Genomic DNA, 6,398 nt, shown 5'->3' with positions numbered 1-6,398 from the left:
ACCTCACTTATCAAGATGTTTTTCAATAAGTTAAAATATGGTGCTTCGTCTCGGAATTGAACCAAGGACACGAGGATTTTCAATCCTCTGCTCTACCGACTGAGCTAACGAAGCATTTTTGTTTCTTTCAACTCTGTCTATTTTAAGCGACTGAGCTAATGAAGCAAACTGTTCTTAATAATATTAACATCTAATGTTTTGATGTTATGTTTGGGAACGAGGCGTATTAAATAGATTTTCGATTCCATCGTCAACCTATTTCTACGCTTTTATTCTGTTTTTATAGTGTTTGCTTGTGCAATGAACATTTGTTGCTTTATTTGTGAGCACAAGCCTACTTTTCTTTTGTGTAACCTTCTATTTCGATATCTTTATTTTCAAAAAGGTAACCGACCATTGCTTCTTGAATAAGCGTACGATCTTCTTCTTTCATTAAATTTAATTTCTTTTCATTGATATACATAGTCTGTTTTTTCTGCCATTCAGCCCATGCTTCTTGGCAGATGTTATCAAATATACGTTTGCCTATCTCACCAGGGATAAGTTGGAAAGCCAGACCGGGTGCTTCTTTTTTTAAATAACTACAAAATACTGTGCGTGACATATTTAATCCTTAAATAATTACTCAGTTCATCGCGATGTAAGCTTATTTTTTCGTTGAAAAATGCTCATTTAAACCACTAAACTGCGTTTTTTTGCCTTGAACTAAACCTACATCGCTTAGCTCTGAGCATTTATTGTTTAACGCTATTTTAGAATAAATAGCGCTAATTCGTTTTAATTTAATATTTTATTAACAGTGCTTAAAATCTTTTTAGTGGCAGCTGCCAACCCAATCTTTTGTGGATGTTGTAAGTTATACCAAAGCGCGCCAGAATCTTCCATCACTTGTGAAGCATCTTGCTGTTTAACTTCAATTAATATTGGGGTGATATCAAAGTGGTAATGGCTAAAAGTATGACGGAAAGTATTGAGTTCCGTTTTTTTATATTCACCTATATTCTGATTTTCTAAGTGCGATTCAGCGGCTTCAATATCTTCAAATTCAGGGAAACACCATAAGCCACCCCATATGCCTACAGGGGGGCGCTGTTTTAAGTGAATCGCTTTACCGTCTTCACAAAACACCAACATAACCGCGCTTTTAACGGGAATTTTTTTCTTCGCTTTAGGTGTTGGGTAGCTTGTCATGGTATTACTTTTCAAGCCTAAACAATCGTCGCTTACTGGGCATTCACCACACTTAGGTTTACTGCGCGTACAAAGCATCGCGCCCATATCCATCATGGCTTGATTGAATATATTGGCTTGTTTAGCAGGTGTTAAAGACTCGGCGAGTTCCCATAATTGGTTTTCAACACGTTTTTCACCTGTCCAACCTTCGATGGTTTGATGGCGAGTCAGTACACGTTTTACATTGCCGTCTAAAATGGCAAAGTTCTTACCCAGCGTGAGCGATAAAATAGCCCCTGCTGTTGAGCGTCCCACACCTGATAGTGCGATAACATCATCAAATTCTTCGGGAAACTTGCCATTAAATTGATCACGTATTGTTTGTGCCGCTTTATGTAAATTGCGTGCTCTTGCGTAATAACCTAATCCAGTCCAATGATGTAATACCTCATCAATGGGCGCATTTGCAAGGTAATCAAGCGTCGGAAATGAGCGCATGAACTTATTGAAATAGGGGATAACCGTGGCAACTTGTGTTTGTTGCAACATGACTTCACTGACCCATGTTCTATAAAGGGTTTTATCCATCTGCCATGGTAGGGTTTTACGCCCATGTATAGCGTGCCATTCGATGATGCGTTGGTTAAAGTTATTCTCTTGCACAAGATACTCTTTGGTTAAGTTTGATAGCGGCAGTCTAACAGAATTAGACTAAAAATTAGCATTACAAAAACTAGGTGGTTATCGTCTGGAAATCACTTTGTTTTGTATTTTGAAGTTACATGGTGATAAGGATATAATGCACGAATATTAAGTCAGAACCACTTTAAGGTAACAAAATGACAGACCAAGAAACACCACAAACAGACGAAAATGAAGTTGCTAATACAGAGCCAAAAGAAGAAAAAAGATATATGCGTAAAGTGCGCTCTTTTGTAAAACGTGAAGGGCGTATGACTAATCGTCAGCAAACTGCAACGGATACATTATGGGCAACTATGGGTATTACTTACAGCAATGAGATGATTGATTTTGCTGCCGTTTTTGGTAACGATAATCCAGTGGTTTTAGAAGTTGGTTTTGGCATGGGTAAGTCTCTGATTGAAATGGCACTTAACGCACCAGAGAAAAACTTTGTAGGTATCGAAGTGCATGGTCCAGGTGTTGGTGCTTGTTTAGCGGACGCTGGTGATGCGGGTGTGACAAATTTACGTGTGTTGAATCATGATGCTGTTGAAGTCTTAGAATTTATGATTCCTGAGAAAAGCCTGTCTACATTCCAACTATATTTCCCAGATCCTTGGCATAAAGCGCGTCATAACAAACGTCGCATTGTAAACGAAACGTTTATTGAAAATATGCGCCATAAATTAGTGATTGGTGGTTTAGTACATATGGCAACCGATTGGGAACCCTACGCAGTGCATATGTTAGAAGTGATGAATGATGCGACTAACTTTAAAAACACAGCTGAAACTGATTACGCGCCTCGTCCAGATTGGCGCCCACTGACTAAATTTGAAAACCGTGGTCAACGTTTAGGCCATGGCGTTTGGGATTTGTTGTTTACGCGCACTTGCTAAAGTCGCGTTAAAAACAAAATCTAACAAGTTCAAAGGCGAGCATTACAAACGTAATGCTCGCCTTTTGTTTTACTGCTCGTTAGTAATAAATAGCATTATGAAATATAGAGTTATAAAGAGGTCATCGTGGTTAACAGCAGTCAGTTAAAACAACGTTATGAGCAACAAGGTTACTTTGTTCTTAGAGATTATTTTAGTGCCGCTGAAATGGCTTCACTAAGAGAGGTAATACTTACTTTTCATGAGGCGTGGAAAAAAGATAATGCAGACTTCTATGAAAAAGAGGAAGCGTTTAACTCCTCATTAATCACGGGTAGCGAATATTTAGCCGCCGATGAACGCTTAACACTGTTTAACTTTTTAAGTTGCCCCGCAGTGATGGATATCGTTAATAGCGTTATTCCTACTTCTCCGACGTTTATGAACACTCAACTCTTTTTTAACCCCGTTGATGGACAGCAGAAAGATTTTTGGCATCGTGATTGCCAATATGACTTTGACTTAGAAGATCAGAAACGAATTATTCAAGAAACACAGGTTACTCATCTGCGCATTCCCATATTTGATGAATTAGGCATGGAGTTAATTCCTGGTACACATCAACGCTGGGACAACGAAGAAGAGCTTAATGTGCGTGAAGAACTGAATGGTAAAGAAGCGCACGATGAACTTGCTGGTACTGTAAAAATCCCCTTAGCTGCTGGTGATGTTTTAGTATTTTCTGCAGATATGATCCACCGTGGTTTATACGGCATGGATCGTTTAGCCTTAGATATGTTGGTCTTTGACCCATCAGGCGATTACGTAGATTATATTGACGATGATTGTTTACCTGATACTGCGATGTTGAAGGAAATCAAAGACCCAAGCATTTATTTAAACAGCATGCGCTTAAAAGCACAGGCTTTGGCTGACCGCTGCCTATAAACCTCAATCCTCGTCATTCCCGAGTTGTTTTATCGGGAATCTTATATCAGTTATCTTGAAAAATTTACAGTTCGTCTACGCTCGTTGTGATTGGTTTTGATATTAGTTGCAGAGGTTTCGTCTTTCGGCGAGTAGCGAATTAGTAACCTTCTTTGTATGGACAAAGAAACGGATGTAAAAGGTTGTTAAGCTTTATAGCTTGCTGTTCGTCTACGCTCATTGTGGTTATTTTTAATCTTACTTAGCAGTGGTTTCGACTTTCGTCGAGTAGAAAATGAGTAACCGAAACGCAGTTTTGCAGTACGAAGTAGCAAGCTTCTTTGTACGGATAAAGAAAACAGAACCAAAAGAAATCCGCCCATATCGTTTTCTAATCTTGTCCAATAAATCACTTCTGATCGCACCAGCTCAAACAGCACGTCCCTGTGCTGTCTTGAGCTTACAGCCGACGTCCTGTCGGTTGTTGCTGAAGTGATTAATTTCCCAAGGAAAACTCAAACGGGAATCTGTGCAGCCACCTTTTTCGCTCTGTAGGCGTGATCACCTGCCAAGGAAACCACTAACAGAATATGTGTAGCCTCAATGTTTTTCTTTAATAAAAAACAATAAATTCACTGTACTTTATTTGTCCAATCTTTCCTGTATCATGTTGATAAAAATAAAATAATCATTAACAAATATGCAGGGGCATTTATCAAGCAGGTACACGGATAAATTCAGCTTGTTTTTACTGTTATGTAACAGGAGGTAGTTATGAGTCAAGAAGGTTACGAAGCATTCAAAAAGATTCTAGATTCCAAAGGGATGGCATTTAAAAATCGTATTAAATCTCATAGTTTTACTCTAAATATATTTACAGGTAATGCGAGTGAACTTAATGAAGGTTTAGCGATAATTGAAAATCCTGATGTTGGCGTCAAGTTGATGTCGCAACAGCATAAACAAGAAGGCTTGCAAGCTCATCGCGAAATAAATCGACTATTTCATAATTATCTTGCCGCGGCTAAAACCTTGATCGATCATACGAGAGTTTTTATCGAAGATCATTATTCGGATTCAGTAGTTGAAAGTCGCTATAAAGATAAAATATTAAATGAGTTTGCACATGACTTTCTCGCTCGCTTTGTTCAAGATTTAAGAAATTTCATGTTACATAATGGCTTACCCCATAATGAGATGACAATTTCGTATGTGAAAGGGGTTCCATCAGTAGAAAGTTCTATAAATTTAGATACCGAAAAACTAAAAGAGTGGAGTCGTTGGACAAAACCAAGCAAAGAGTTTCTTAATCAACAAAGTAAAAAATTAAGCTTGAGTGACCTAATTGAACCGTATTCAGAGAAGGTTGTAGGTTTGCATAACTGGTTGCTCAACGAGTTGAACTCATACCATGAAAAAGACCTCAAAGAACTACATGAGCTTCAATTAGCTCTTGATCGCTTGGATAAAAACGTTACTTAATAAGCGCTCAAGAGGGATTTGAAGATCTGGACACAGAAACTTTTTTTGACTGAACTTTCAGGTGCCATGTTCGCTTGGAAGTGCACCGCATGAGTAAACCTTATGGGGGAAGGTTTGTCTTTTGCTATTTTAACTACTCAAAATGGCTGCACAGATTCCCGTTTAAGTTTTCCTTGGGAAAGCTATCACTTCAGCAACGCCTGACAGGACGTCAGGTGTAGACTCAAGACAGCACACGGATGTGCTGTTTGAGTCGGTGCGATCAGAAGTGATGGATTGCACGAGATTAGAAAACGTCACGGGCTGCTTTTCCTTTGGTTACTTTCCTTTGGCAGTTCAAAGGAAAGTAACTCGCTCAAAAGGCGAAAGCTGCACAAAGTAAGCTAAACCACTGACTCGATGAGCGTAGACGAACTAGTGACCATCAACTTAACCTATCCATCAACTTAACCTATCCATCAACTTAACCTATCCATCAACTTATTCTACCCATCAGCTTTTCCTTTAACACTGCAATTTCTAAAATTCATAAACAACTGATCCCTATCAACTTCCTTACTTAATGTTTTGATTTAAATATTAATATTTGAGATAGTTGTGACTCAACGGGAGTCAAGCAGGCCAAACTGGCTGAAATAGATTCCTCAATTAAAATAAAAGGAATTTGTAATGGCTAACTACCAATTTTTTAAGCATCAAGAGAATAAATCACTGGTTCATTTAGACGTTGATTCGGACTCTTTTTATAATGAAAAACAGCAGTTATTAACGCAAGGGTTTCATACCCATGGTGATACGATTCAAGCTGCAACAACCGAAGAAGCCTATTCAAGAGCAAGAAATATAATGATGGAATCAGTGGAACAATATGGCATGGCTCATACCGGTGGTGGTCTGTTTTATTTCTTACAAGGTATTTACGAGCTGATCACAGGCAAAAAGAAAAAGAGTTAATACCGACTTAACCAAGCCACGTTGTTCGGATAAACCTAGGCGAAATATAGACGAAACCTCTTTTCTAATCTGTTGTGGCTAATATGACTCAGTCACAACACACTTTAAAATTAAACCTGCTGTAAGCTGGCGAGTCTATCTTTAGAAGCTGTTTTTTAAATTTTTGGCTACAACTGAAGTAAACGTTAGAGTCGTAAATAATGATTTACCAATGAATCAAAGCAACAGAAGGTCGTTATGAATGTATTTTTGATTATGCACTTCAAGGTCAATATTTACGGATGATGTAGCTGGTGTTTA

The 6,398-nt window shown here is 38.4% G+C and carries 6 protein-coding genes and 1 tRNA gene; 4 read left to right on the top strand and 3 right to left on the bottom strand.

Annotation, left to right across the window (positions count from 1 at the left end):
• Nucleotides 1-38: 38 nt before the first annotated feature.
• The 3 genes from CXF74_RS01470 to mutY form a co-directional block, all read right to left on the bottom strand.
• Nucleotides 39-114, bottom strand: a tRNA-Phe gene (locus tag CXF74_RS01470).
• A gap of 220 nt (nt 115-334) precedes the next feature.
• Nucleotides 335-604 (bottom strand): oxidative damage protection protein, encoded by a 270-nt coding sequence (locus CXF74_RS01465; protein ID WP_101080625.1) that lies wholly within the window; start codon nt 602-604, stop codon nt 335-337.
• 173 nt (nt 605-777) lie between these two features.
• A complete protein-coding gene (gene mutY / locus CXF74_RS01460; protein WP_101080624.1) occupies nt 778-1,836 on the bottom strand; it encodes an A/G-specific adenine glycosylase in 1,059 nt (352 codons plus the stop codon).
• Between the two features lie 176 nt (nt 1,837-2,012).
• On the opposite strand from mutY, the gene trmB reads away from it, so the two are divergent.
• From trmB to CXF74_RS01440, 4 genes are all read left to right on the top strand, one after another.
• Entirely contained in the window at nt 2,013-2,756 is a 744-nt protein-coding gene (gene trmB / locus CXF74_RS01455; protein ID WP_101080623.1) for a tRNA (guanosine(46)-N7)-methyltransferase TrmB, read from the top strand.
• A 123-nt stretch (nt 2,757-2,879) separates the two neighbouring features.
• Nucleotides 2,880-3,683 (top strand): phytanoyl-CoA dioxygenase family protein, encoded by an 804-nt coding sequence (locus CXF74_RS01450; protein WP_101080622.1) that lies wholly within the window; start codon nt 2,880-2,882, stop codon nt 3,681-3,683.
• Between the two features lie 753 nt (nt 3,684-4,436).
• The gene (locus tag CXF74_RS01445; protein ID WP_101080621.1) at nt 4,437-5,144 is read left to right on the top strand and encodes a hypothetical protein; all 708 of its coding nucleotides are present in this window, start codon (nt 4,437-4,439) and stop codon (nt 5,142-5,144) included.
• A 669-nt stretch (nt 5,145-5,813) separates the two neighbouring features.
• A complete protein-coding gene (locus CXF74_RS01440) occupies nt 5,814-6,098 on the top strand; it encodes a hypothetical protein (protein ID WP_101080620.1) in 285 nt (94 codons plus the stop codon).
• The last annotated feature ends 300 nt before the right edge of the window (nt 6,099-6,398 follow it).

This window comes from Psychromonas sp. Urea-02u-13 (assembly GCF_002835995.1).
Classification (GTDB): domain Bacteria; phylum Pseudomonadota; class Gammaproteobacteria; order Enterobacterales; family Psychromonadaceae; genus Psychromonas.
The sequence above is the reverse complement of the archived record's forward strand: the minus strand, read 5'-3'. Positions and strand labels throughout refer to the sequence as shown.

What these genes read in the sequence shown, in the direction of transcription:
- CXF74_RS01465 (WP_101080625.1), bottom strand. Translation starts at nt 604, where the DNA reads ATGTCACGCACAGTATTTTGTAGTTATTTAAAAAAAGAAGCACCCGGT.
- trmB (WP_101080623.1), top strand. Translation starts at nt 2,013, where the DNA reads ATGACAGACCAAGAAACACCACAAACAGACGAAAATGAAGTTGCTAAT.
- CXF74_RS01445 (WP_101080621.1), top strand. Translation starts at nt 4,437, where the DNA reads ATGAGTCAAGAAGGTTACGAAGCATTCAAAAAGATTCTAGATTCCAAA.
- CXF74_RS01440 (WP_101080620.1), top strand. Translation starts at nt 5,814, where the DNA reads ATGGCTAACTACCAATTTTTTAAGCATCAAGAGAATAAATCACTGGTT.